We start from the raw sequence: 25406 nt of genomic DNA, 5'->3' as shown, positions 1-25406 counted from the left end.
TCAGATCGGTATCGGCCCGATATCGGCTCCGTAGGTGACTTCCAGGAAACTCACGCCTGTCAATTGCTCGATCTGTTCGATGTGCCGTTCCGTTGCCTCCAGCGCCTGCGCAAGCTCCTGGCGTACCTTGTCCAGCTCGGCGCTTTGCAAGGCCCTGAGCGCCTCGATCGACTTGCCTTGCTCGACCTGTTCCGGGTGTTCCCGTGCCCAGCGCGTGACGGGCGCCAGCCACCAATCCGAATCGTTGGGATGGACGATGAAGCGCTTGGCCAGTTCAGCGGGGTCGTCGGCCCCTTCGCCGCCTTTGCTCCAGTGATCGAACATCGCCTGGCCCACTTGACCTACGGCTAGCCTGGCAAGCTCCACGGCCAGCGTGTGGAACGGATGGGTATCGTGATCCTTGGACAATTGCGAGTGCGTGACATGGGCCTCGGGATCATGGTTGGGGTCCTCGTCCAGATGGACCTGCAGTGTGGCGATATGGTCGCCAGCCCATTTGAGCAAAGGTTTCCTGATCAGGCCACCGGCGTATTGGAGGATGTTGACTGGCACTTCGACGGTATTGCGCACCGAAGCATAGAGCTGGTAGATCCAGTTTTCTGCCAACTGGTCGCGGGCCTTGAGATACACCTCGTATGAGCCGCGCAGCCATGGCAACTGTTGGTCCTCCAGCAGGATCAGCATGATTTCGTCGAAAGCGTCCCGCTCGCCCGGCTTGAGCGCCTTGGTACTCTGGATCGCTCCAGGGTAGAGATGCTTGGCCAGGGGATCGAGCACGCTGCTGACGACATCCAGCGTGCCGAACATGCCGGTCACCAGTGGCCATTCATGTTTCGACCGAGCTCTCGATTCGATCTTCGTGGTCCATGTCAGTATCTCGTCGTGACCGATCCGCTTGAGACACAGCTCGACGAAGTTCGAATGCGCGAAATAGTCCTCCAGCACATGCAGCGCTTCGCCGAAGTAGCGCATGCCCGCCGGGGTCGGTCCGTCCTTGCGCGCCGCGAGGAGCTTCTTCTGCATGTAGGCCATGGACCTGCGCAGGTAGCGCTTCATCGAACGTTTGGGCAGCAGGCTGTTGCGCGGGTCCCCGGGAAGCATCAATGGCGCGAAGGCGGGGTCTATCTTTCTGGGATCGATGGCATTGCTGTCGAGGGTGACCGGATTGTCCATGTGTTCGTGGGCGCAGTAGACCCCCAGCATCTGCGGAGTCACCCTGTAGGCCTCACGTGCCTGCGGGGTGCGCTGCAGGTCATGGAAGGCCTTTAGCGCCAACAGGTCGACGACAGCGGTGAGCCTGGCGCGCGGCAGGCGTGGCAAGCCACCCTCGAGCAGGCGCTGGAGGTTTTCTGCGTCGAGCACGGTATCTTGAGCGGGGCGAACGATCTTCGGGTCGATCAGCTGCGAATAGTCGCGCAGCCAGTTGCCAAAATAGATCGCCCGGCATTGGGCTTGGTCGAACCCGACCTCCTTCAACGTGTCCGTGATCGAAGCATGGCCGAACGAAGCGCGCGCATGTTCATCACCGTGGCCGGCGGCGAAGCGTTTCTTTCGCTGGTGTTGTTCTTCGTCCGCGCCACTGTCCTGCTGCGCCGCCACGCTCGGTTCAGGCGCGGCGAGGCACACCTGCACGGGGTCATCGTTCGCCGAACGGGCATAGGTCGCAAAGACGGTACCGACCCCGACCGGGTCGTTGTAGAACAGCAGCGTCCTGGCGAAGCGGACTTGCGCATCCTGCGCAAGGTGTGTCGCCAGCGTAGGCGCATCCTCGGCCGAGCGGTCGGCAGTGGGGCGCCGCAGCAGATTGTCCAGGTACGAAGCGAATGCCTCGATCAAGGCCATCAGCAGGTTGAAACTGGCTTCAGGTTGCTCGAGGGCCTTGTCGATGGCCTGGCGACTGACGACGATGACGTCTTCGGTGGGCTCATAGGTCGCGACAGGAGGGCTTTCGGCACTGACCCGATAGCGAGGCGCTACCAGGGTATCCTGCGCCAATGCCGTTCTGAGCTCGAGGAAGTCGGACTGGGCATGACCGGTACCGATCGAAGATTGCAGCAGCACGGCAAAATGTTGCTCGCTGACGCGCGCAGCCATTTTTTTCAGCAGTTGCACAGCGAAGGTGCTGTGCAGTGACGGCGTGGTTTGCGGGGTGGAGGCTTGCTGGTCGTTCATAAGGCAGTCTCTGCGTTCAGGGAACGACCAGCATGGACAGTGATGCGCGCCGGTTTAATCGCGGAGCGTTACCTTCGTGGGAAGCGGGTCCTGCCGGGCTGTCGCGCCGGGGCGAGCCCACAGGCAGGCCAGCAGACCGAGTTCGAAGAGCAGCCACATCGGCACGGCCAGCATGGTTTGCGAGAAGACATCCGGCGGCGTCAGAATCATCCCTACCACGAAGCATCCGACGACCACGTACGGTCGGCTGCGGCGCAGCGTCGCCACGTCGGCGAGCCCGGCCCAGACCACGATGAAGGTCGCCACCGGGATCTCGAATGCCAGGCCGAAAGCCAGAAACAGCGCGAGGATGAAATCCAGGTACGAACCCATGTCGGTCATCATCGCCACGCCGTCGGGAGTGACGCTGGCAAAGAAGCCGAACATCATCGGAAACACCAGGAAGAACGCGAAAGCCATGCCGCCATAGAACAGCATGATGCTCGAAGCCAACAGCGACAGGGCGATGCGCCGTTCGCGACGGTACAGGCCCGGGGCCATGAAGCCCCAGGCCTGGTGCAGCAACAAGGGCATGGCGAGGAACAACGCGCACATCGCCGTCAGCTTGAATGGCGTGAGAAACGGCGAAGTCACGCTGGTGGCGATCATGCTGGTGCCTTCCGGCAGGAACCGGCGCAACGGCTCGGAGACCAGGGTATAAAGGGGCTGGGCGAAGGGGAACAGGCCGGCGAACAGCACGCTGACCGCCAGTAGGCAGCGCACCAGGCGCTTGCGCAGCTCGCGCAGATGTTCGGTCAGCGGCATCCGCGCCGCCGAGTCCAGGGCAATGCTCATCGCAAGTGCTCCCGGGCTTGGCCGACACCGATCGGCTCATTGGCCGGCCGCGCGACCGGGTCGATCCCCTGGCGCAGCTCCTGCTCGAGCCGTGGCAGCGCAGCGGCATCCAGTGCTGGCAGGTCGATCTCCCGTTCCACCTGGGCACGCAGTGCGTTCATCGTCCGGCGTGCCTGGCCCTGCGTGCGGCCCAGCGCGCGCAAGGCGACCGGCAAGCGTTCGGGGCCCAGCACCAGCAGGGCGACAATGCCCACCAGGATCATTTCGGTGAAGCCTATCTCGAACATCAGGCCTGCCGATCCATCTGGGTGGGTTGGGCGGCCTGGCTGGTCAGTGGCGGCTGTTGGGCCTGGACCGTGCCGGAAGGAGCATCGGCGTCGCCGCCCATGGACTTGCGAAAGCCCTGGATCGCTTCGCCGACGTCGCTGCCCAGCCCCTTGAGACGCTTGGTGCCGAACAGCAGGAACACGATCATCAATACGATGAGCAACTGCCAGATACCGATACCACCCATGGAAATACTCCGAAGTCATTGAAAGAACGGCAATCCTGCCTGCCGCAGATGACGGGCGCGTGACCGTCACCGCATTGCAATCTTGCTGCAACAGGTGCGGTGTTGACTGATCGCTCGAGAGATGAAGGAGGGCAGGAGATGGCAGGCAGGCAACAGCGGGGCGCTGCCTTGCTCATGGTCATGGTGGTGCTGGGCCTGCTGGCAGCCGGGCTCGCCTGGCTGGTGGAGGATGGTCGCCGCCAGGTCGACGATGTTCGCCTGCAGCAGCAGCGGGTCCAGGTGCGCGCCATGGAGCAGGCCGGCCTGGCCTATGCCGAACAGGCCTTGCGCGATCCGGCCTGGCGTGCCAGCCCGCTGTTCTGGCAAGCCCTGCGTGGCCAGCCGCTACGCTATGACTTCGGCGACGGCACGGCGCAGCTTCGGGTGCGCGACCAGCACACCTGCTTCAATGTCAACGCGCTGCTGGGCGAGGATGGCGAGCGGGCCGAGCGCCAGCTGCGCCTGCTGCTGGGCGACGACATGGCCGCCTCGCGCCTGGTCAATGCGCTGGCCGACTGGCTGGACAGTGACGGCCAGGCGCGCCTGGACAGCGCCGACAGCGACCAGTACCTGCGCCAGGTGCCGGCGCGGCTCGCGGCCAACCAGCCGATGATAGATACCAGCGAACTCAACCTCCTGTTGCAGCCCGATCCGGCCCGGCAGGCGCGCCACCCCCTGCTCTGCGCCTTGCCCCAGACGACCCGCTGGCAACTCAACGCCAACGCCCTGGGTCTGGAGCACCTGCCGCTGCTCGAGGCACTGTACGAAGGACGGTATCCACGTTCGTTGCTCAGCCGCATCATCACTGGACGTCCGGCGTCTGGATACACCGACGCCGCGGCGCTGCGCCAGGCGCTAGGTGCGGTGGATGACGAAACCTTCGCGCGTCTTGGCCAGAGCCTGCTGCTCAATGGTGGGCACTATCGGCTGGAGCTGTCGTTCGAACAGGACGGCCGGACGATGCGCAGCGTTTTTCAGGTGCAAGCCCTGGGCGTGGTGCAATGGCACGCTAGAGTGCCGGCGCAACAGGTGCGGGTCAGCAGCCGCGAACCGATGCCGTTCTAGTGGGGTGTTTCAGAAGTACCGCTGAATATCCTTTTAGGAGAGACCAGCAGTGATAGGGCTGCCTGGGCCATGCATCCAGCGTCATCGGTGGGCGTTCGGGTCGGCTGGCCTTTGTTTCCAGCACCGTCGGTGATGTTGCAGGCCCAGTGGCCGTGCTCACAGCACCGACGGTGGGGCAGGGCAGAGCGATCAGGCGATGCCGATCTCGCCACCATCGTCACGCTGGATCACCACCGTCGAGGCCCGTGGCCGAACCTTGCTGCCGGCAGGCGTGGCATCGGTGGCCTTGTCGGTGTATGGCCAGTTCTCCGGGTGCTGGATGTTGACGAACAGGGTCTTGTTGTCCGGCGTGAAGGCGATGCCGGTCACCTCGCAACCATTGGGCCCGACGAAGAAGCGTCGCAGGTCGACCTGGTTCTGCGCGTTGATCGGGACCTGATTGCCGGCGGCATCCACCAGTTCGCTGGGGATGACCGCCAGCAGCTGGTCGTTGGTATAGCTGGTCACGCTCGATTCGCCGTTGTCTGTCTCGAACCAGAGCACCCCGCGGCTATCGAAGCTCATGCCGTCCGGGCTGGCGAACTGGTTCAGTTCGGTCAGGCCGGAGCGGTTGATGTCCGCGGTGCCCGAGGCGTTGGCGCCGAACACGAAGATGTCCCAGGTGAAGCTCAGCTGATCGTCGCTGTCGTGCCAGCGGATGATGTGGCCGTGGCGGTTCGGACCGCGCGGGTTGGCGGCATCGACCTTGTCCGGGGTGCGCGCGCTGTTGTTGGTCAGCGTCAGGTAGACATCGCCATTGAGCGGGTTCACCGCCGTCCATTCGGGGCGGTCCATGGGCGTCGCGCCGACGGCATCGCCAGCGCCACGGGTATGCAGGATGATGCCTGGCAGGTCGCCGTACAGGGCACCCAGGGTGCTGCCGTCACGGGTCACGGTGCCGACGTCCAGCAACAGCCAGACCCCTGTGCCATCGGCATTGAAGCGCGCCACATAGAGCTTACCCTGGTCCAGGTACTTGGCGCCGGTGGCCAGGCGGTCGGACGGGGTGGCGTCGGCCGGGTCCCAGACTGCGTCGGAGACGAACTTGTACAGGTACTCGTTGTTGGAGTCGTCGCCCATGTACCAGACCAGCGGCTTGCCGGCTACCGGCAGGCCCGGGCAGCAACCCTCGTGACGGAAGCGGCCCATGGCGGTGCGCTTGGTCGCCAGGGTGCTGGCGTCGTAGGGATCGATCTCGACGATGTAGCCGTAGGTGCTGGCCTCGTTGCGGTAGTCCTCGGTGGCGCTGGCGCCGCGCGGTGTCACGTCGAAGCGGGCGAATTCGTCATCCACTTCGCTGGCATCGCCTGCGGCGGTTTCCCACTGGTACTGGCCCTTGGAGGTGCCGACACCGATGCGGCTCTGGTCGGCCGGTCGGGTGCCGGTATTGAAGAAGATGCCTGGCCAGTTCTCTTCGCAGGTCAGGTACGTCCCCCACGGCGTATAGCCGTTGCCGCAGTTGTTGTTGGTGCCGCGTGCCCGGGTGCCGTCCGGCGAGAAACGTGTCTTGACGTGCTCGGAGCCACGCAGTGGGCCGGCGATATCCATCAGCGTGGCGGTGGTGAAGCGTCGGTTGAGCGGATCGTTGTCGATCACTTGCCAGCGGCCGTTGACCTTGCTCAGGCGGACCACGCCGGCACCATGGGCATTGATTTCCTTGCGCACTTGCTCGACCGGGCGATTGCCGTTGGCGTCGGTGGTCGGACCGTCCGGGTGCAGGGCGTCGGCATCGATGTATTCGAAGTTGATCGCCAGCAGGCCGTCTTCCGCGCTGCCGTTGATGGGGAAGAAATGCATGCCGTCATGGTGCATGCCCATGGCATTGGCCTGGTCGGTGGAGGTGTTGCTGCCATCGGCCTTCCATGGGCTGCCATTGCTGTTGATCGGCGTTCCCCACGGCGCCAGGACATAGGCGCTGTAGCCGGCGGCGACGACGCAGGCATCGGTGCGCGAGCCGGGAATCGAATCGAAGCCCAGGCGCAGCGCCGGCTCTTGCGGTTCGGTCACCGGAGGCTCGGTGACCGGATCATCGTGATCGGAACCGCCACCGCCATCGAAACAGGCGGTCAGGCCGGTACCGGCGATCATGGCGATGGCCGCGCCCAGGCTGCCGCGCATCACCGAGCGGCGGCTGAGGTAGGCGTCCATCACGCTGGCCATCGCCAGGTTGCCGCTCAGGTTGCGATCCAGGTTATCGCCGGTTTCTCGACTCATCAGGGTGTCCTTGTTGGTTGGCTGAGTTGGAAGAAACCGCGACTTTAGAGCGCAAGTATGATGATTGATTGGCAGAAATGTTAAAGCGTCTTTAAAACAAGCGGTTCTTACAGCTTTTATGTAAAGACCCATTTGGAATGGTTGTCGGATATCCGCCATTAAACTGTAATACCCGCGCCGCAATATCCGGGCCCACAGTGATTCGGATAGGGATGGCGGGGCAATGGCAAGCAACATGCGCAGGCGGGATGTAATCGGTTGGCTGGGTATCGGTGCGATGGCGCCGCTGCTCGGCGCCTGTTCCGCGCTGCCCAGGCCAGGCGCTGGCGATGGCGCACCGCTGGACCTGCTGTATATCGCCGATACCCTCGATGCGCGCTTGCCTGGCCAGGCGGTGGTGCCCGCCACCCGGCTCGGGCCGGTCAGTCGTCTGGGTCGGGCGCCCTGGATGACCGGCAGCGCCGCCAGTGCCGGGCATCCAGCCCTGGCTCCCTTGCTCGATGTCGCCCAGTCAGGCTCGGCCAGACTGGGCGGCTATGCGGTTCTGGCGGCGCTGACCGAACAGTTGCGTGGCGAGGCAGGAGCCGGCAACTGCCTGACCCTGGAAAACGGCCAGGGCTGGAACGGCAGCGGCCTGGCCTACCTGACCCAGGGCGACAGCGGTGTGCAGGGCAGCCAGCTGCTAGGCAGCGAAGTGCGCGTCAGCAGCGACGAGCGCGTGCTTTGGCCACAGCGTTGCGCGGGCCTGTATCGCCAGGCCACGGCCGTGACCCTCGGGGCCGGCCTCGCTGCGCAGCAGGCCAGGGCGCTAGGCATCGAAGGCCTGCGGATCTTCGAGCGCGCCGGGATCCGCATTGCCGTGGTCGGTGTGACAGACCCCTACGCCCAGGACCAGAGCGCCTCGCTCAAGCAGTGGTATCAAGCGTTGCTGCCAGTGTTCCAGCAGGCGCGCCGCGAGGCCGACCTGGTGGTGGCGCTGGCCGATGTCGGCTCCGGGCCGGGCCTGTGGCTGGCCGAGCGGGTTCCTGAAGTCGATGTGCTGCTGTGCGCGCGTGGGCAGGATTTCTGGCCAGCGCCGGTCATGGCCAGCCAGGCCAGCGGTCGCCAGGTGCCGGTGCTGTTCGCCGGTTGCCGGGGTTGTGGCGTGTTCCGCCTGCGCTGCCAACAGGTAGCTGGCGCGTGGCGGTTCCAGGCGCGCTTTCATCCGGCCTTCGAGCAGCAGCTGACCCCGGCGATGCAGGCCCGTGCCAGCCAGCTGCGTGGTGTGCTGCAGCAGCAGCGCGCCGGTCATGCCGGTTGGCTCGACCAACCATTGGCGTATGCGCCGCAGGCATTGTGGCGGCGCGATACGCGCGGAGGCAGTTGGGACAACCTGCTGCACCAGGCGCTGGCCGACGGCAGCAGCATGCCGGTGTTGCTGCCGGGCCTGCGCTACGACTATCCGTTGCGCGCGGGCGAACCCATTACCCGCGAACACCTGATCTGCCTGACAGGTAGCCATGCGGCGCCGGTGGTCGATGCACCGGCCCGCCAGGTCGAGCAAGTCCTGGAAAACGCCGCCGAGCAGCTGTTCGGCGATCCCCTGTTGCTGGACAACAGCCAGGACTTGCCGCGCTGGCAGGGGCAGGACTGGCAGGTGAGCTACAGTCCGGGCGGCAAGCGCATCGCCGGCCTGCAGCCGGCCCAAGGGCTGTGCCGTACCTTCGGCCTGCAGTTCGATCCCGGCGCGGGAGAGCCCTTGTGGCAACGTGTCGAAGGCTGGCTGGTACGCCAGCCCCGGCAATGGCAACTGGCGCCGCTGCAGACGCCGCAGGTGCGTTATGTGCAGGGCCATCCCGGCTGGCACCCACGGCAGGTGGCCGCTTGAGCCTCGGTGCGCGCCTGTTGCCAGGGTTGTGGCTGGGTCTGGCGGCCTGGCTCGCCGCGCAGTGCGTGTTGCAGCTGGCTCGCCAACCCTTGCCGGCGCACGCCGAGCCGGCCAGCCAGACGCCGCCCCCCGGGTTGATGAGTGGTCATTGGCAGCCAGCCGTGGACCACGACGCCATCGTCCTGACCCGCCTGCCTTTGACCTACCTCGGTGGGTTCAAGGCCGAGCCGCTGGGCGCCTCGGTGGTGGTGCTGCGCCATGGCCAGCAGGTTCGCACGCTCGGCCGGGGCCAACGCCTGGCGCCGGGCATCGTGTTGCAGGACATCGACAGCGATGGCCTGGTTTTCGACAACCAGGGGCGGCGCGAACGCCTGCCCTGGCCGGCACGGCCCCCCGTGAGCGGCTTCAAGCGGCAAGGATGAATGATGAGCGCGAAATACTGCCTGGCTGGTCTGCTGAGCCTGGGCCTGCTGTTCTCGGCGGCGCAGGCCGAGGAGCCTGAAATCTTCGACGAGACCGGCACACCGGTATACGAGGTGAACTTCGTCGACACCGAGCTGGGCGAGTTCATCGACAGCGTCTCGCGCATCACCGGCACCACTTTCATCGTCGACCCGCGCGTCAAGGGCAAGGTCACCGTGCGCACGGTGGATCGCCATGATGCCGATGCCATCTACGACATCTTCCTGGCCCAGTTGCGCGCCCAGGGCTATGCCGCCGTCGACCTGCCCAACGGCAACGTCAAGATCGTGCCCGACCAGGCGGCCCGGCTCGAGCCTGTGCCAGTGGAAACCGCCGGCCAGCGCGGCGAGGGCAGCGATGGCATGGCCACGCGGGTATTCAGCGTGCGCAATGCCGCCAGCGAACAGCTTCTGGGCATCCTCAAGCCCCTGGTCGACCCGCGGGTCGGCGTGATCACGCCGTATCCTGCGGCGAACCTGCTGGTGATCACCGACTGGCGCAGCAACCTGGAGCGTATCGACAGCCTGCTGCGCCAGCTCGATCAGGTCAGCGACGAGCCCATGCAGGTGATGCCGCTGCGCCATGCCAGCGCCACCGACACGGCGCCGCTGGTGACCCGCCTGCTGGCCCGGGAGCAAGGCGGCGATACCGCGCAAGTGGTCGCCGATCCGCGTAGCAACGCCTTGCTGGTACGCGGCAGCGCCGACAGTCGCGAACGGGTCCGCGCGCTGCTGGCCCAGCTCGACCGTCCTGGCGATGCCAGCCATGCCAGCAATACCCAGGTGATCTACCTGCGCCATGCCAATGCCGCCGAGGTGGTCAAGGTGCTGCGTGGCCTCGGCCAGGAGGGTACGGCGCCCGTGACGCAGGGCGAAGGCGAGGAAAAGCCGGCGGCACCCCTGCCGGCCAGCGACGCGGGCATCCGCCTGGAATACGAGGAAGGCACCAATGCCGTGGTGATGGTCGGCCCGGACAGCGAACTGGCGGCCTATCGCAACATCGTCGAGCAGCTCGACATCCGCCGCGCGCAGGTGATGGTCGAAGCGATCATCGCCGAAGTCTCCGATACCCGTGCCGAGGAGCTTGGCGTCCAGTGGCTGTTCGCCGACGAGCGCTTCGGTGCCGGTGTGGTCAATTTCGGCAGCAACGGCGTCAACATCGCCAGCATCGCCGGGGCGGCCGCCAGCGGCGATAACAGCGAACTGGGCCAGCTGCTGGCCAGCACCGCTGGCGCCACGGCAGGCATCGGGCACTTCGGCTCAGGCTTCAACTTCGCCATGCTGATCAACGCGCTCAAGGGCAAGACCGGCTTCAACCTGCTGTCCACGCCGACCCTGCTGACCCTGGACAATGCCGAGGCGTCGATCCTGGTCGGCCAGGAAGTGCCGTTCGTCACCGGCTCCGTGACCCAGAACAACGCCAACCCGTACCAGACCATCGAGCGCAAGGAGGTCGGGGTCAAGTTGCGGATCAAGCCCCAGGTCAACATCGACAACAGCGTGCGTCTGGACATCATCCAGGAAGTCTCGTCGATCGCCGACACCGCTTCGGCCAGCGACGTGATCACCAACAAGCGCGAAATCAAGACCAAGGTCATGGTCGAAGACAATGGCCTGGTGATCCTTGGCGGCCTGATCAGCGATGAGCTCAGCACCAGCAGCCAGCGGGTGCCGCTGCTCGGCGACATTCCCGGCCTCGGACGGCTGTTCCGCTCCGACGGCAGCCGTGGCACCAAGCAGAACCTGATGGTCTTCATCCGTCCGAAGATCCTGCGCGACGGCCCGAGCCTGGCCGGGCTCAGCCAGGAAAAGTACCGCCACTTGCAACGCACCACTGCCTTGCAATTGCCCGGCGGCGACGAGGCCACGCCATTGCTGAAAGTCTTTCCGGCAAGCCGGGCACGGCTGGAAGGAGGTGACTGGTGATCCTGCCCTATCGCCTGGCGCGCCAGTCAGGCCTGGCCATGGCAGCCGACGGCGAAGGCTGGCAGTTGTGGCTGCGCGGCGATGCCGACAGCGACCAGTTGCAGGAACTGTTGCGCGTCCATGGCCAGCCGCGAGCCATCGCCCAGCTCGACGACCAGGCCTTCGACCAGTTGCTGGGCCAGCTCTACCAGGCTGGCGAAGCCTCCACCGCGGCGCTGATCGAAGGGATCGGCGAGCAGGTCGACCTGGACAGCCTGATGAGCGAGATGCCGCGCATCGAGGACCTGCTCGAGAGCGATGACGAAGCCCCGGTCATCCGCCTGATCAACGGCCTGTTCGGCCAGGCACTGCGCCTGCGTGCCTCGGACATCCACATCGAGACCTTCGAGCAAAGCCTGGTGGTGCGCCTGCGTGTCGACGGGCACTTGCGCGAAGTGCTGCGTCCGCCACGAGCGCTGTCAGCCATGCTGGTGTCGCGCATCAAGGTCATGGCTCGCCTGGACATCGCCGAGAAGCGCCAGCCGCAGGATGGCCGCATCACTCTGCGCGCCGCCGGACGCGAGGTCGATGTACGGGTCTCGACCCTGCCTGGCATCCATGGCGAGCGGGTGGTCATGCGTGTGCTGGACAAGCAGGCCAGCCTGCTGGCGCTGGACAACCTGGGCATGCCACCGGCCGTCCTGCAAGGGCTGCGCGACTGCCTGGCGCGGCCCAACGGCATCGTCCTGAGCACCGGCCCGACCGGCTCGGGCAAGACCACCACGCTCTATGCCAGCCTCAACAGCCTCAACGATGGCAGCCGCAACATCCTGACGGTCGAGGACCCGGTGGAGTATGCCATCGCCGGCATCGGCCAGACCGCGATCAACCCGCGCGCCGGCCTGACCTTCGCCAGCGGCCTGCGCGCGATCCTGCGCCAGGACCCGGACGTGATCATGCTCGGCGAGATCCGCGACCAGGAAACCGCGCAGATCGCCGTGCAGGCCAGTCTCACCGGGCACCTGGTGCTGTCGACCCTGCATACCAACAGCGCCGTGGGCGCCGTGACCCGACTGCGCGACATGGGCGTGGAACCGTTCCTGATCGCCTCCTGCCTGCGCGGCGTGCTGGCCCAGCGCCTGGTCCGCCGTCTGTGCCAGTGCGCCGAAGCCCGTCCGCTGCTCGCCGCCGAACGCCGCCTGTGGCCGGCGCTAGCCGCGCTCGGTCATAGCCATCACCCGGTCGGCTGCGAACACTGCCAAGGCAGCGGCTATGTCGGCCGGCTCGGCCTGTACGAATTCGTCGAACTGGATGCCGGGCTGGTCGGCCTGCTCTACGAAGGAGGCAGCGAGCAAGCGATGCAGGCCTACCTGGCGGAGCGTCGGCAGAGCCTGCTGGGCATGGCCGGCGATTGCCTGGCCAATGGCCAGACCAGCCTCGCCGAAGTGCTGCGCGTGGTGCAGAGCTGAACATGCCGACCTACCGCTACCAGGCCCTCGATCTTGCCGGCAAGCTGCACAAGGCCAGCCTGCAGGCCGACAGCGAGCGACACGCCCGCCAGCTGTTGCGTGACCAGGGCCTGTTCGCCAGACAACTGCAGCGCCAGCAGGACGATGGCGTGCAGCCGCGGCGCCAGCGCCTGAGCCGCGCGCAGTTGTGCGAGTTCACCCGCCAGCTGGCCACCCTGGTCGGTGCGGGAATCCCCTTGGTCGATGCGTTGGCGACTCTCGAGCGACAACTGCGCCAGCCGGCCTTGCAGGCCGTGCTGGTCCGGCTGCGTGGTTCGCTCGCCGAGGGCCTTGGCCTGGCCCGCAGCCTGGCGCGCCAGGGCGCGCCATTCACCGGACTGTACTGCGCTCTGGTCGAAGCCGGTGAACGCTCAGGGCGCCTGGCACCGGTGCTGGCGCGCCTGGCCGACCACCTGGAACAAGTCCAGCGCCAGCAGCACAAGGCACGCACGGCCTTGATCTACCCCGCGGTGCTGATGGGCGTGTCGCTGGCGGTGGTGGTGGGCCTGATGACCTTCGTGGTGCCGAAGCTGACCGAGCAGTTCGCCCATGCCGGGCAAAGCCTGCCGTTGATCACCTCTGTGCTGATCGGCTTGAGCCAGGCCCTGGTCATGGCCGGCCCCTGGCTGGCGCTGGCCATCCTCGTGCTGGGCGGGCTGGCCGCCTGGCTGCTGCGCGAGCCGCACTGGCGCCTGCGCCGCGACCAGCTGCTGCTGCGCCTGCCTCGCATTGGCCTGCTGCTGCAGGTGCTGGAGAGCGCGCGCCTGTCACGCAGCCTGGCCATTCTGGTCGGCAGCGGTGTGGCCTTGCTCGAAGCCTTGCAGGTGGCCACCGCCACGGTCGGCAACCGGCGCATCCGCCTGGCCCTGGAGCAGGTGGGTCAACAGGTGCAGGGCGGTATCAGCCTGCACCGGGCCCTGGACGCCAGCGGGCAGTTTCCGCCCCTGCTGGTGAACATGGTCGGCAGCGGCGAGGCCAGTGGCACCTTGCCGGAGATGCTCGAGCGTGTCGCCGAAGACCAGGAGCGCGGCTTTGCACGCCAGGTGGACACTGCCATGGCGCTTTTCGAACCCTTGATGATCCTGGTGATGGGTGGCGTGGTGCTGTTCATCGTGCTGGCGGTGCTGTTGCCGATCATGCAACTGAACCAGGGTCTGCAATTGTGACCAGGAGACCTCTCATGCGACGCTCGCTTGCGCGCCAGCGCGGCTTTACCCTCATGGAAATCATGGTGGTGATCTTCATCATCGGCTTGCTCATCGCCGTGGTCGCCCCCAGCGTGCTCGGCAACCAGGACAAGGCCATGCGCCAGAAGGTCATGGCCGACCTGGCCACGCTGGAGCAGGCGCTGGACATGTATCGCCTGGACAACCTGCGCTTCCCGAGCAGCGAGCAGGGGCTGGCCGCCCTGGTGAAGAAACCCGAGCAGGCACCGCTGCCACGCGCCTGGCGCAGCGACGGCTACATTCGCCGGCTGCCGGAAGATCCATGGGGGACGCCCTACCAGTACCGCATGCCCGGCGAGCACGGCCGGGTGGACGTCTACTCGCTGGGCGCCGATGCCGCGCCTGGTGGCGAGGGCCAGGACGCCGACCTTGGCAACTGGGAGCTGTGAAGCTTGGCTGGCCAGCGCGGCTTCACCTTGCTCGAGCTGCTGGTGGTCCTGACCATCGCCGGGCTGATGACCGGGCTTGGCGTGGCCTGGCTCGACAGCGGCGCGAGCCGTGCCGAACAGGCGCTGGTTCGCCTGGCGAGCCTGACCCGCGAGCAGGCCGCGCTGGCCCGGCATGCCGGGCAGTTGCGCGGCCTGCGCTGGAACGGCCAGCGGCCGGAGTTCGTCCGTCATGACGGACGGGATTGGGTGGTCCAGGCGGTGGGCCTCGGTGACTGGCCCGCAACGCTGCGGCCGGACTGGCCGGGTAGCGCGGCGGTACAACTGGTGTTCACCCCCGACGGCTGGGCGTCTTGCGGCCAGGTGCTATGGCGCTGGCCGCAAGGACGGCAACGCTGGCAGTGGAATCGTGGCGGCCAGTTGCGCCTGGAGCCCATGCCATGACGGGCAAGCGCCGCCAGGCGGGTTTCACCCTGCTGGAAGTGAGTGTCGCGTTGGGCATCGCCGCGCTGCTCGCGGTGATCACCAGCCAGGTCCTGCGCCAGCGCCTGGCCGTGCAGGAATCGGTTCAACAGCATCGTCTGGGCGTGCTGTGCGCGCGCGAACTGCAGGCGCGCTTCGTCGTCGAGCGCTATTGGCCGGCCAATGGCCAGGGCAGCGGCCTCCTGCAGCAGGGCAGCCAGGACTGTCATTGGCGGTTGCAACTGCGCAGGACCGGGGTGCACGACCTGCTGCGTGGCGAGCTGCTGCTGCATGCCGATCGCGACCAGCGCCGGCCACTGGGCCAGTACAACGTCTTCCTGGTGCGACCATGAGACGTTCCCAGGCCGGACTGACCTTGATCGAACTGCTGGTTGCCCTGGCGTTGACCGTGGTGCTCGGCCTGCTGCTCGCGGCGCTGGTGCATGGCTGGCTGGTCGTGCGCGAGCGGCTGGACGCCTCGACCCAAGGCAGCTCGGTGAGCGATTTCTGCCTGGCGCTGGAGCGCCGCTTCGACAGCCCGGTGCTGCGCCGCCTGTATGAACAGCGCCTGCCGCTGCCGGTCCGCTGGCTCGACTGGCAGGCCGATCGGCACGAGCTTTCCTGGGTCTCGGCGTCTGCCTGGCCACAGGCCGAAGGCGGCTCGCGCCTGCAACGCCAGCGCTTGCGTTTCGATGCACGCGGGCAGCGGCTGCTGCTGGAAAGCTCGGCGGACCTGTATGCCGCCGGCTTGCCACGCTGGCGCCTGCGCGAGCAGCTCGAGCGGGTCAGCGCGGTGGATTTCCTTTATTACCAGGGCAGCCGCTGGCTAGGCTGGCCCGCCGATCAACTGGCGCACCCCGATCGCGGCGTGCGCCTGCAACTGGTACGTGATGGAGCACCTTATGTCTGTACCTTCGTGCTGCCTTGGGGGCGTTCATGAAGCGTGACTGGCGCAAACCGCGCCCCAGTGCCTGGCTGCTGCTGCGTCCGGGCCTGCATGACGATGCCTGGGACTGGCTGCGGGTCGAGGCTGGGGAGGTGCTCGCCAGCGGCCAGGGACAACCACCGGCCGCTGGCTCAGCCTGCGTGGTACTGGTGATCCCGGCGCTGGCCTGCAGTCGCTTCCGGCAGCAGGCTCCGGCGAAGCTCAAGGCGCAGGCGTGGCCCACGCTGCTGGAGGAACAGCTGTTGCAGGCCGACGACCAGGTGCACTGCGCCTGCCTGGCACGCCGGGGCAGCGAGTTGCAGCTACTGGTGGTCGAACGAGCGTTGTTGCAACGCTGGCAGGCACGCTGCGCGGACTGGGGACTGACGCCGGCAGGTTGCTGGGCGGAATTCCAGCTGCTGCCCGAACCGCTGCCTGGGCACGCCTGGCACTGGCACCGGGGGGACGGGGCGGACCTGCTGCGCGGGCAGGATCTCCAAGGCCAGGAGCACTGGCTGGCATGGCCGACTGGGCTGGCCAGCGTTCCGCCAGCGCCTTGGCCGACGCTCCAGGCCCGGTCGATCGATGGCCTGTGGCCGCGACCGCTGGCCAGGCTGGAGCAATTGCCACTGCTGTTCCAGCCACGCCGGGCTCGTGCGCGCCGAGGCGTGCGCCTTGCCCCTGGGCAATGGCCGATGGTCGCGGCCTGCCTGGCCCTGGTGCTGCTGTGGGGCGCCATCTGGGGCGTTCAGCAATGGCGCCAGGTGCAGCTCTACCAGGCCCAGGTGGCGGCAGTCACCGGCAAGCAGGACAGCGCGCGCCAGGCGACCCTGACGCTTCGACGTCTGCAGGCCGAACTGGATGAACGCCAGGTCCGGCTGCGCCGGCTCGAAGGCTTGCAGGACGAGTTGCGGCAATGGCTGGACCAGCATGCCGACTGGCACCTTCGCGCGGCACGCTTCGATGGCCGAAGCTGGCACCTGAGCCTGGAAGGACAAGGCCAGGCGCCCGACTGGCAGGCCATGGCCAGCCGTGTCGGGGCGCTGCATCAGGTCCGTGCGCAGGCCACGACGGGCCCCTGGCAGGTCAGTTTCGACCTGGAGGGTGCATGATGATGCGCCAGTACTGGATACGCTATCGCATGCCGCTCGCTGCGCTGCTGATCGCCGTGCTGCTCGCCTACTTGGCCGTGCGCGAGGGGCTGAGCTGCTGGCGAGCACGCGAACAGTGGCAGGCCTTGGCCGCGACCGCCGCGCAGCTGCAACGAGGCCCGGCGCTGACATTGGAACGGCTGCATGGATCGGCCCAGGCGCGTCAGGTGACGATCAGCGAGGTCGAGCCGCAGGGCCAGGCCTGGAGCGTGCGTGGCCAGGTCGCCACGGCCCAACAGCTGGAGCAGTGGCTGCAAGCCTTGCAAGGCGAGGGCGCCAGGCCCGTGCAGTGGGGGTTGGAGCAACACGCAGGCACGCTGCGTTTCGAACTGCTGGTGCAACCATGAGCTGGCGACAAGGTAGCTGGCTGCTGCTGGTCTTCTGCCTGACGGTGCTGGTCGAGTTGCCAGCGGCCTGGGTGGTGCGCGCCCTTGGGTTGCCCGCCGAGCAGGTCAGCGGCAGCTTGTGGCACGGCGAGGCACGACGACTGGGCATGGCTGGGCCATTGCACTGGGACTGGCGGCCCTGGCGCGCCGAGGCAATCGCCCGCTTCGGCTTTCAGGGCCAGGGCTGGCAAGCGCAGGCCACAGGTTGGCCGTGGGCCTGGCAGGTCGAGCTGCAGGCGCTCCAGCCACAGCGCACGGTCGAGGCGAACTACCGCATCGTCGGACAGTGGCAAGGCAGTATCCGCCTGCGCGGCGCCAATCGACGCTGCCAGGCCGCGCAGGGGCGGCTCGAAGTCACCGACCTGGCCCTGAGCGCGCCATGGTCGCTGGCGCTGGGGCAGGGGCATGTGCAGATGGACTGCCGCCAGGGCTGGCGGCTGCTGGGCCACCTGAACCTGGCCGGCCAGCACCAGGCCAGCCTCGACGCCGACCTGCCTGGACGTCGGGCTCAGCTAAGGGTAGAGGTGCAGAAGGATGCGGCCATCGCACCTGTATTGCGCGGGGCACGGTGGCTGGACGAAGGCCGGGCCAGCCTGGATCGTCGCCTGAGCTGGTAACTGCAAGCCTCAAGCCACAAGCAGATACGCGCCGCTCTGGTGAGCGTGCGCGCCTGTTACAGCTCAAGGAGAACAGCTCGAGGCTTGCAGCTTGCGACTCGCCGCTCGCTTACCCCTCCTTGCCCTGGACATGCGCCGGCCATTGCTCGTTCCGGCTATGCCCGCTGGTGCGCAGCAGGCCCATGTCAAGGGCATTCTCGCCATCGGCCGCGCCCTTGTTCCTGACGACGTCGGCGATGGCGGTGCCGAGGTCGACCGGTGCATTGGAGCCGTCTATCCCGACATCGCGGCGATAGTCGCGGCCGGAAAGGCTCTGCTTGGCAAGCGATGCGCTCTGCAGCTCGACACTGCCGTTGGCCGATTGCAGCCGGGCGCCGACCAGACGGGTAGCGCCGCCCACCTGCAGCTCGATGCCATCGCGCCCGTTGAGCGTGCTCTGGGTAGCCACGGTATCGCGTTGCACATGCGAGACATCGACCTTCACGGTTGGCGAGAAGCCTGGCTCGACCTTGCTCAGGGCGGGGCCGACCTTTTCCGTGACCTTGCCTGCGGCGGGCCCAGCCAGGGCGGCGACCGCATTGGTGTAGCCCTGGGGGTTCTTTTCCTGGCTCAGGCGAGCGTCGGCCTTGACCGTCAGGCTGTCGACGCTGTCCTTGCGACTGGCCAGCAGCAGGTCCGCGCCGACCTGGCCGGTCACGCGCCCGGCCTGCACCTGCAGGTCTTCCAGGCGGGTATCGCCCAGGCTGGACAGCGTGACGCGATCAGCGCGCAGCTCAGCGCTGGCATGGGTCAGGTTGTCACGCCTGTCCAGCTCCACCTGGACCCGGCCATGCAGGCCGCGGCTGTCCTTCTCGGGCGTCGCGGTCTTGTTCATGGCCAGGCCAGCACCGGCGGTGAGCGCCAGGTTGTCCCGATGTTCCTGGCTCGTGGAGCCTTCGACGAGCAGGCCGCCCTTGGGCGCTTGCAGGTCGATCCGCGTCGCCGCCACGCGTACACCCTGCAGGTGCAGCGCCTGATCTTCACGGGCCTGGCTGGTCATGGTGCTGCTGCCCTTGGCGGTGAAGCTGGCATCCTGCGCCGTGCGGCTCTGCTCGTCGGTGCGCGCGGCGGTGAAATGTCCGCCGAGGCTGCCGCCGTTGGCCTGGCCTTGCTTGAGCGAAACTTCCAGGCCGCCGCCGAGCACCGAACCCTTGGCTTGGTGGGTGTCGTTGGCGGCAAGCACCTCGAGCAGGCCGCCGCTGTCCAGGCTGATCGCCTCGACCGGGCGTTCGCGGCTGCCGATACGCGAGCCCTCGAGCAGCATGTCGCCAGCGCTGCTGAGCTCGACCTTGCCCTTGGCATCGAGCTGGGCTACCCGGGCCTGGGTATCGAGGCGTTGCGCGTGGCTGCGGTCCAGGTAGGCGCGCCCCTCGCCGCCGACATGGGTCGGACGGTTGCCGCCCTTGATCCAGCCATTGCCGTCGAGCTGGTCGAGCTGTTCGGCAGTCCGGTCGCTGGCCTGGAGCAGTTGCAGCTTGCCTTGGCTGGCGATCCGTACAGCGCCGTCGCCACCGTCGATGAGGCTGCCCTCGTACTTGCCGTCGCTGCCGAGCTGGACCTGGATGCCGGCCTGGCCGTACAGGCTGCCCGGCCGCGCCGTGCTGGTCTCGGCGTGCTTGTCCAGCGAGCCGCCTTTGCCGGCCAGACGGGCGTTGAGGTCCTGGCCGGTACTGGTGTCGCCGCGCAGGTCGGCATCGATGGCCAGGCGTTCGACACTGTTGCTGGTGGTATCCCTGGCGGCCAGCAGGGTGTGCTGCTGCGCCTCGATCTGCAGGGCGCCTGCCCGCGCCTGGTAGGCCGTGCCTTCGTCGTTCAGGGTGCCAGCGTCGAGCTTGACGCTGGTGCCGGCGAGCTCGCTGACCTGGGCCGTGCCGCGCTGCTCGATCGCCTGGCGCCGGAGGTGCGCGACGGTCGCGTCGGCCCCGATGCTCGGCGGCGCCATGGCATCCTCGGCTCCGGCCTGCTGGAAGCGCGCGGCCTCCTGGCCATTGACCAGGCGTTCCACCGGGCGCGTCACGTCCCGGTATTCGACGCTGGCCCCCAAGCTGGCGCGCCAGTCATTGCGGTTCTCCTGGCGTCGGTAGGTGTCCTCGGCGGCTCGGTTGTCGACGGTTTCGGCGTTGACTTGCAACTGTCCGTCGGCATCGATGCGTGCTGCCTCGTTGGTCACGTGGCGGGCCTGGATGCCGATGTCGCCGCTTGCGCTCAGCTCCGTGCGCCTGGCCTGGGTTTCGCTTACCTGTTCGTCGTGTCGCTGGCGATGGCCTTCGAAGGCGCTGCCGAGCCGGTCCATGCCGCCGGTCACGGCGAGGCCGCCGCCGGTCTCGGTCTGTTCGCTGCGCGAGGTGCGCTGGTCGTGGCGGGCGTCCAGGCTGAGGGTCTGGGCCTTGAGATCGAGCCGACCGGCGCTGGCTGTCAGCCTGGAAGCGGCGATCTGCAGATGGCCATCGCTGTCGACGGCGATCTGGCCGGCCTCGAGTTCGCTGGCCACCTGGCTGACGTCGGTTTTCCGGGTGCGCTGGTCGTGCACGGTGTAACCGACGCTGGCCGCATATTGTTTCGAGCCCGGCTTGCCGTCCTCGGCCAGCCGGGTTTCACCGGCGTCGGCAGCGAACGTGCGCCTCTGCTCGGCCGATTCGCTGGCGGTCGTGCCCTGGTCACTGGCGATCTCCAGATTGCCCCTGGCCTGCAACTGCAACTGCTGCTGCGCGGAAACCCTGCTGCCACGCACGCTCATTTCCGCTTCGCTGGCCAGGCGCAGATTGGTGCTCGAGGAGACGTCGCTGATCAGGATCCGCTGTCGATTGTCGTCGCTCTGGCGGCGCTTGCCGAGCAGGCCGAACAGCTGGCTATCGTCTTCGCGTCGCTGCTGGTGCTGGCTGTCCTGGGTCGACTCGATCGACAGGCCGCCCTGACGGCTGTAGACCATGCCATCGCCCTTGCTGTGAACCCTGCTGCCCTTGATCAGGACCTGGTCGGCGCTGACCTCCAGCCTGCCGGCTGCCTCGATCGTGCTTCCGGTCGAACGTTCGGCATCGCTGCTGCCCTTGCCGCGCTCAGCGAAGAAGGTGCCAGACAACAGGTCGCCACGGTACTGGCCTTCGGAAGTCCGTTCATGGGCCTTCTTGCTCTGCACGGTGATGGCCTTGCCATTGACGAGCATGTCGCCGCTACTGCCGATGGTGCTGCCGCTGATCTCCACGTCGTGACCGGCATCGAGCGTTAGCCGACCGCCGGTGAGCTGGCTGGCGTGGCTGCTTTGCTGGTAGCGCTCGGTATCGCGGTCGCCACGCCACAAGTGCTTGCGGTGGCGGATGCTTTCCTCGGTGCGGATGCTGTCGAGTGCCGAGTCGATCGTCAGCTTGCCAGCGCTGCTGACTTGCAGCAGGCCGCCGGCCTCGATCCTGGCGCCGTTGAGCTGGGTATCGCTGCCGGAGCTCAGGCTCACCTCGCCGCTGGCCAGCAGCACGGTGCCGCTGTGCTTGCGCTCGGTGCGGGTGCGTTCACGGTCATAGGTTTCGTAGGTGATGAACAGCGCCTTGTTCTTCCAGTTCTCCTGCTCCCGGTCGATCCGCTCGCGCATCCTGGTATCGAGCGTCAGCTTGCCGGCAGCACTGATGCGGATGTCTTCGGCCCGGCCTTCCACGTCGCGAATGTACAGGGCCCTGGCGGCCTCGAGCGACAATTGTCCGCGTTCGCTGGACAGCCTGCCCGGCGCGGACTGGCTGCCTTCGACATGCAGGCCGCCGGCAGAACGCACGCTGATTCCTTCCTGGGCCTGGATGTCGGTCCTGAGCATGCGCACCCCGGCCCCTTCGGTAGTGCTGACCACCCGCACGCGCCCGGCGCGCATGGCGCCGAACAAGGTGGCGTCGAGTTCGGTCGAGGGTGCCGTCTGGTGGCGCAGGACACTGCCGTCGTCGACATCGACGCGGTTGCGTCCGGCGATGATGTCGAGTTCGGTGGCGGCATCGGTCGGTCCAAGCGTCTCGATACGCGGCGCGATCAACGCCAGGGCGCCTTCACGATTGGCTGCGCCTTGGCCCAGCACGGTCAGGCTGCCATCGCCCTGCAGCGTGTCGAGGTACCTCAGGCGGCCATCCTCGACGATCGGCTTGCCGACCAGGAAGCCTGCGCGGGTGGTGTTGATGAAGCTGCCACCATTGACCGTGATGCCATTGGGGTTGGCCAGCACATAGTCGGCGGGACGGCCGAAGATTTCCTGGGGGCCCTCGATCAGCGAGGCGCTGCGACTGATCACCTCGTTGAGGATGGTCGAGGCAGCCTGGCCCTGGAACTGTGGATTGGCAGCCAGTGCGCCGGCCAGCTGCGACTGGCCGGCCTGCAGGGCGTTGTTCAGCACCAGGCCGGGCTGGCCGACGTTGTAGTCGAGGAACCGGTTGTGCGACAGGCCATTGGCATCGGGCGCCACGATAGCGATGACCGGTACGCCATGGGCGTCGTGGATCAGCGGCGTGCCACCAGGGGCGTCGGCGGCCTGCAGCGCAGTCTGGGCGAGTGCCGGCGTCGAGCCGAACACGGCCATGAACATCGCCCAGCGCAGGGTGTCCGGGCGTGCGGAACAGGTCTTGGCAGGTTTTTTCACGTCTTGTTCTCTCTGTTGTCGTGGATGATCACATTTCCAAGGTCCACTCCATGACCCAGAATCCCGGTTCCAATGCCTTGCCGTCGCCAGGGCGAGCGCGCAAGGCGCGCTGGTGATCGACGCGCAGGCGCGCGCCCGGCAGGGTCAGCTGCAAGCCGAGGGTGCTGCCGACCAGGCGCTGGGACGGGCGACCGTGGTCGAAACGGCTCCAGCCCAGGTCCAGCCCGGCGTGGACGCGCAGCTCGATGCCAGGCTGGCCTGGCAACGGCAGGGGATGGCTGAGCGTGTTGCGCCAGGTGGCGCCGCTGGCACCGGCGACGTAGCGCTGGCGAAAACCGCGCACGGCCATGTCGTCGCTCAAGGCGACTGCTCCACCGCAGGCAGGCTGTCGGGGCTGTACTGCAGGTCCAGCTCGCTTTGCCAGCGCCAGCGCAGTGCGGCAGAGCCTTCATCCAAGCGCGCCAGGCTGGCGCGGTACTTGCGAAAGTTCGGTTGCGCAGCGTTGCGCTTGAGCGGAGCCTCGTCGGCCCCCAGGTGGTCAAGCCCCTGCGAGACGCCCAGCCGAGCGCTCCACACGCCACCTTGCAGCCAGAAGAATTCCAGGCCCGCCTCGACGACGGTCAGGCGCGTGCTCTGCACGGCCGTCCGTCGCCCACGGACGCGGTTGGCCAGGCGCTTGTGGTCCAGGCGCGCCGATGCCGCGAGCAGCCCTTTGTCGTTGCGCCAGAGCATGCGGCTGACGCCCAGACTCTCGAAGCGGCTGTCGCCGCTGGGGCGCGCGGGCAGGTCCGGCGAGGCGCGATAGTCGATCCGGTTGAGCGCCAGTGCCAGGCTCCAGGGCCCGTAAGGCACGTTGTAGTAGAGCCCGGCACCCTGACTGTGCCCCTTGGCATCGGGAAGCAGGGTGTTGAACGACAGGCCGAGGTAGTCGTTCAGTGCCAGGGGCGAATCCAGCGCCAGGCCAAGCGTCGCGCGATGTCGGCCGGTCGTCTCGCTTGCCCGGTTGTCCAGGCGTACCGTGGCGTGCCAGCGCTTGCCGAGCTTGTCGGGTTGGATGACCAGGCGCGTGGCACCCAGCCGCTCGCCAGGCAGCAGGTCGGCCGACACGCTGAAGGCCTTGAGGCGGTTGATCTGGTCGAGCCCTTGCTCCAGCGCAGGCAGGTGCAGCGGCTCGCCCAGCAGGTCGGGAAAGGCCCCGCGCAAGGAAAGGGGCAGGGTCGGCTCGGCCAGCTCGATCGATTCGACGAAGCCCTCGACGATCATCACCTCCAGCGTTGGCTCGCTTCCCGGCAGTCTGGCCAGGTACGGACGCGTGGCGGGATAGCCGGCCCGGATATAGCGCGCGGTGATCGCCTTGAGCAGGTCATTGATGTCGGCAACGCTCATGCACGGGCGCAGCAGCGGCCCGACGACGTCCTTCAGGGCCTGGTCCGACAGCACTTGGTTGCCGACCAGGCGCGCGCCTGCAATGGGCCAGCAACGGTCATGGGCAGGTGGGGCAGGCGTTGCCCGCTTGGCATCGGTTGGCCGCGTGCGCGACTGCCACTGGCGCAGCCTTTGCTCCTGCTCGAGCGCGCGGATCTGCGCCTGCCGTTCACGCAGCTGTCGGGTCGCCGGATCGATGGCCTCGGCGATCGAGGGCATGGCTGCGCAAGCCACCAGCAGAAGCAGGCGCAGCATGAGCCCAGGAAAGGGGTGTGTGGACATGGCGATCCCCGCAAACATGACGTATGGGTCGTTTGCGTGGACTCTAGGCGTGACCGTCTGGTCGAGGATGCCGTCCCTTGCCTAGAGGCGTGTCGGCAAGCAGTGGCGTTCTGGTAGGTATCTTCTGGAGAAACTTCCTACAGAGTAGGACCTCAAGGACGAATCTCGATCAGCGTGCCGTCCTTGACCAGGCTCCAGACTTCCTGCATGTCGACATTGCGCATGGCGATGCAGCCCTCGGTCCAGTCCAGGGTGTGGAAGTACCACTCGGGGTACTGCTCGTCGATCGGCGTGCCATGGATCATGATCATGCTGCCGGGCGCCACGCCCTCGCGGCGCGCGCGCGCGGCATCGCTGATGTTGGGATAGGAGATGTGCATCGCCAGGTTGTAGCGGTCGCTGGCCTTGCGCCAGTCGAGCCAGTAGAAACCTTCGGGCGTGCGCTTGTCGCCTTCGCGCTCCTTGGCGCCCCTGGGCTGCTTGCCGAGGGATATGCGATAGGTCTTGAGCGGCTCGCCACGGCTGATCAACTGCAAGCGACGTTCGGACTTGATCACCAGCACCTTGTCGACCAACGGTTGCGCGGACGGCTGGCTGCGCGGTGGCGCATCCGGCGCGGCCAATGGCTTGCGGATGATGGTTTCGGTGAAGGCGGCCTGGGACGCAGTCGCGACGCAGAGACAGAAAACAGCCAGCAACCAGCGCATGCAACGGTATCCTGAAAACTTAAGGGGTGGATGACGAGACGTTCATCGGCGGCAGGTATTCGGTGCCGATGGGGTAGTTTCGACCGACGCGGTCACGATAGTAGCATTCTAATGTGCGAGCGACGGTGCGAAAAGCCAGCTCCGCCCAAGGCACTTCCTGTTCCTCGAACAGGCGTACCTCCAGGCTTTCGACGCCGATGGCGAAGTCCAGGTCGGTCAATTCCGCGCGAAAGAACACGTGGACCTGGTTGATGTGCGGCAGGTCGAACAACTGGTACAGGGCCATCTCGCCGACCCTGGCGCAGGCTTCTTCGACCGTTTCGCGCCGGGCGGCCTGCTCCAGCGTCTCGCCGTTCTCCATGAACCCGGCGGGCAGGGTCCAGTAGCCGCGGCGCGGCTCTATGGCGCGGCGGCACAGCAGCACCTGGCTGCCCCAGGTCGGCAACACCCCGGCGACGATGTTCGGGTTCTGGTAGTGGATGGTGTGGCAGTGGTCGCAGACGTACCGTGGGCGGCTGTCGCCGTCGGGGATCCGCTGTATGACCGGGTGACCGCACGCGCTGCAGAATTTCATGC

The 25406-nt window shown here is 67.0% G+C and carries 23 protein-coding genes; 13 read left to right on the top strand and 10 right to left on the bottom strand.

Going from position 1 to position 25406, the window contains the following annotated elements; translation table 11 throughout:
* Genes ACY8GK_RS11210 through tatA form a run of 4 tightly spaced genes read right to left on the bottom strand, consistent with a single transcriptional unit; the run spans position 1 to position 3520 of the window.
* Entirely contained in the window at positions 1-2172 is a 2172-nt protein-coding gene (locus ACY8GK_RS11210; RefSeq protein ID WP_462401289.1) for an HET-C-related protein, read from the bottom strand.
* 54 nt (positions 2173-2226) lie between these two features.
* Positions 2227-3006 carry a twin-arginine translocase subunit TatC gene (tatC, locus tag ACY8GK_RS11205; RefSeq protein WP_462401288.1) on the bottom strand — a complete coding sequence of 260 codons (780 nt, stop codon included), beginning with the start codon at positions 3004-3006 and terminating at the stop codon, positions 2227-2229.
* Positions 3003-3293, bottom strand: coding sequence for a Sec-independent protein translocase protein TatB (gene tatB, locus ACY8GK_RS11200; RefSeq protein WP_462401287.1), 291 nt, complete (start codon positions 3291-3293; stop codon positions 3003-3005). Before tatB ends, tatC begins: the two co-directional genes overlap by 4 nt.
* Positions 3293-3520: a twin-arginine translocase TatA/TatE family subunit gene (gene tatA / locus ACY8GK_RS11195; RefSeq protein ID WP_462401286.1), complete on the bottom strand. Its 228-nt coding sequence runs from the start codon at positions 3518-3520 to the stop codon at positions 3293-3295. Before tatA ends, tatB begins: the two co-directional genes overlap by 1 nt.
* Before the next feature lie 138 nt (positions 3521-3658).
* Here tatA and gspK point away from each other — a divergent pair, with 138 nt between their 5' ends.
* Positions 3659-4624 (top strand): type II secretion system minor pseudopilin GspK, encoded by a 966-nt coding sequence (gene gspK, locus ACY8GK_RS11190; RefSeq protein ID WP_196177797.1) that lies wholly within the window; start codon positions 3659-3661, stop codon positions 4622-4624.
* A 189-nt stretch (positions 4625-4813) separates the two neighbouring features.
* Here gspK and ACY8GK_RS11185 read toward each other — a convergent pair whose 3' ends face one another.
* Complete coding sequence (locus ACY8GK_RS11185; RefSeq protein ID WP_462401285.1) at positions 4814-6877, bottom strand: PhoX family protein; 2064 nt, start codon at positions 6875-6877, stop codon at positions 4814-4816.
* Between the two features lie 223 nt (positions 6878-7100).
* Between ACY8GK_RS11185 and ACY8GK_RS11180 the strand changes: the two genes are divergently transcribed.
* Genes ACY8GK_RS11180 through ACY8GK_RS11125 form a run of 12 tightly spaced genes read left to right on the top strand, consistent with a single transcriptional unit; the run spans position 7101 to position 17771 of the window.
* Positions 7101-8744, top strand: coding sequence for a bifunctional UDP-sugar hydrolase/5'-nucleotidase (locus ACY8GK_RS11180; protein ID WP_462401284.1), 1644 nt, complete (start codon positions 7101-7103; stop codon positions 8742-8744).
* On the top strand, positions 8741-9166 hold the full coding sequence (locus ACY8GK_RS11175; protein ID WP_196177791.1) for a pilus assembly protein PilZ: 426 nt from the start codon (positions 8741-8743) through the stop codon (positions 9164-9166). Before ACY8GK_RS11180 ends, ACY8GK_RS11175 begins: the two co-directional genes overlap by 4 nt.
* Positions 9167-9169: 3 nt before the next feature.
* Positions 9170-11131: a type II secretion system secretin GspD gene (gene gspD, locus ACY8GK_RS11170; RefSeq protein WP_462401283.1), complete on the top strand. Its 1962-nt coding sequence runs from the start codon at positions 9170-9172 to the stop codon at positions 11129-11131.
* On the top strand, positions 11131-12579 hold the full coding sequence (locus tag ACY8GK_RS11165; protein WP_196177889.1) for a GspE/PulE family protein: 1449 nt from the start codon (positions 11131-11133) through the stop codon (positions 12577-12579). Before gspD ends, ACY8GK_RS11165 begins: the two co-directional genes overlap by 1 nt.
* Before the next feature lie 2 nt (positions 12580-12581).
* Complete coding sequence (gene gspF / locus ACY8GK_RS11160) at positions 12582-13784, top strand: type II secretion system inner membrane protein GspF (RefSeq protein ID WP_462401282.1); 1203 nt, start codon at positions 12582-12584, stop codon at positions 13782-13784.
* A 14-nt stretch (positions 13785-13798) separates the two neighbouring features.
* Positions 13799-14233, top strand: a complete 435-nt coding sequence (gene gspG, locus ACY8GK_RS11155) for a type II secretion system major pseudopilin GspG (RefSeq protein ID WP_196177785.1) — start codon at positions 13799-13801, stop codon at positions 14231-14233.
* Between the two features lie 3 nt (positions 14234-14236).
* The gene (gspH, locus tag ACY8GK_RS11150; RefSeq protein ID WP_196177783.1) at positions 14237-14674 is read left to right on the top strand and encodes a type II secretion system minor pseudopilin GspH; all 438 of its coding nucleotides are present in this window, start codon (positions 14237-14239) and stop codon (positions 14672-14674) included.
* Positions 14671-15045, top strand: coding sequence for a type II secretion system protein (locus tag ACY8GK_RS11145; protein ID WP_462401281.1), 375 nt, complete (start codon positions 14671-14673; stop codon positions 15043-15045). Before gspH ends, ACY8GK_RS11145 begins: the two co-directional genes overlap by 4 nt.
* Positions 15042-15632: a prepilin-type N-terminal cleavage/methylation domain-containing protein gene (locus ACY8GK_RS11140; RefSeq protein WP_196177779.1), complete on the top strand. Its 591-nt coding sequence runs from the start codon at positions 15042-15044 to the stop codon at positions 15630-15632. The genes ACY8GK_RS11145 and ACY8GK_RS11140 overlap by 4 nt, the downstream gene beginning before the upstream one ends.
* Positions 15629-16729 (top strand): type II secretion system protein GspL, encoded by a 1101-nt coding sequence (gene gspL / locus ACY8GK_RS11135; RefSeq protein WP_462401280.1) that lies wholly within the window; start codon positions 15629-15631, stop codon positions 16727-16729. Before ACY8GK_RS11140 ends, gspL begins: the two co-directional genes overlap by 4 nt.
* Complete coding sequence (gene gspM, locus ACY8GK_RS11130; protein WP_462403013.1) at positions 16729-17115, top strand: type II secretion system protein GspM; 387 nt, start codon at positions 16729-16731, stop codon at positions 17113-17115. The genes gspL and gspM overlap by 1 nt, the downstream gene beginning before the upstream one ends.
* Entirely contained in the window at positions 17112-17771 is a 660-nt protein-coding gene (locus tag ACY8GK_RS11125) for a hypothetical protein (protein ID WP_462401279.1), read from the top strand. The genes gspM and ACY8GK_RS11125 overlap by 4 nt, the downstream gene beginning before the upstream one ends.
* 109 nt (positions 17772-17880) lie before the next feature.
* Here the strand turns inward: ACY8GK_RS11125 and ACY8GK_RS11120 are convergent, their stop codons facing one another.
* From ACY8GK_RS11120 to ACY8GK_RS11100, 5 genes are all read right to left on the bottom strand, one after another.
* Positions 17881-22362 carry a hemagglutinin repeat-containing protein gene (locus tag ACY8GK_RS11120; RefSeq protein ID WP_462403012.1) on the bottom strand — a complete coding sequence of 1494 codons (4482 nt, stop codon included), beginning with the start codon at positions 22360-22362 and terminating at the stop codon, positions 17881-17883.
* An 82-nt stretch (positions 22363-22444) separates the two neighbouring features.
* Positions 22445-22777, bottom strand: a complete 333-nt coding sequence (locus ACY8GK_RS11115) for a ShlB/FhaC/HecB family hemolysin secretion/activation protein (protein ID WP_462401278.1) — start codon at positions 22775-22777, stop codon at positions 22445-22447.
* Positions 22774-24123, bottom strand: a complete 1350-nt coding sequence (locus ACY8GK_RS11110; protein WP_462401277.1) for a ShlB/FhaC/HecB family hemolysin secretion/activation protein — start codon at positions 24121-24123, stop codon at positions 22774-22776. The genes ACY8GK_RS11115 and ACY8GK_RS11110 overlap by 4 nt, the downstream gene beginning before the upstream one ends.
* Before the next feature lie 152 nt (positions 24124-24275).
* Positions 24276-24830 (bottom strand): L,D-transpeptidase family protein, encoded by a 555-nt coding sequence (locus tag ACY8GK_RS11105; protein WP_196177773.1) that lies wholly within the window; start codon positions 24828-24830, stop codon positions 24276-24278.
* Positions 24831-24849: 19 nt separating this feature from the next.
* Complete coding sequence (locus ACY8GK_RS11100) at positions 24850-25404, bottom strand: NUDIX hydrolase (protein WP_196177771.1); 555 nt, start codon at positions 25402-25404, stop codon at positions 24850-24852.
* Between the last annotated feature and the right edge of the window lie 2 nt (positions 25405-25406).

It is taken from the genome of Pseudomonas sp. Marseille-QA0332 (assembly GCF_054950175.1).
The sequence above is the reverse complement of the archived record's forward strand: the minus strand, read 5'-3'. Positions and strand labels throughout refer to the sequence as shown.